Raw genomic sequence first — 521 nt, 5'->3', positions numbered from 1 at the left:
TTTTCCATTGATCAATGTGAGGTTTAGAAGTTTAACAATAGAATCAGCTTTTATATCAAATATAGAATCAATGCTGTTTGCATCGATAAACGTTTTATTGTAACCTGCACCCACTATAGTCAAGCTGCCGCCCTGACTTTGGTGTGCCTTATTAATTACAACTTCAGTATTCCCCGTACCAGTGAATGTCCCTTCACTTAAATGTATCGTGGCATTACGCGAGTCACTAGCATTTGACACCCCTTTTGCTATAGTAGCATAAGGACTATCCACGTTTGCCCCAGTATTAGAAGAATCATTACCGGTAGTAGACACATAAATGTCTTGAATTCCCGTGTTCGAACTTGACACAGGATTTTCAGCATTAACCATGTTTATAGAAAGAAAAAACAACAGTAAAATGCCTAATAGTACCGATTTCCTCAATTTAATCCGCCCCTTTGAATTTTATCCTCTATTTTTTTTACTAACACCTTCATTTTCCATTTAAAATATTAGTACAAAATACCAATTGTACAAAT

Annotated in this window: 1 pseudogene; it reads right to left on the bottom strand. The window is 35.5% G+C overall.

Going from position 1 to position 521, the window contains the following annotated elements:
* Positions 1–372: pseudogene (locus ASJ80_RS08520) on the bottom strand (hypothetical protein); the annotation flags it as partial.
* Positions 373–521: the final 149 nt, after the last annotated feature.

Source organism: Methanobacterium bryantii (genome assembly GCF_002287175.1).
GTDB classification, from domain to species: domain Archaea; phylum Methanobacteriota; class Methanobacteria; order Methanobacteriales; family Methanobacteriaceae; genus Methanobacterium_D; species Methanobacterium_D bryantii.
This window is presented reverse-complemented; position numbering and strand designations above follow the sequence as displayed.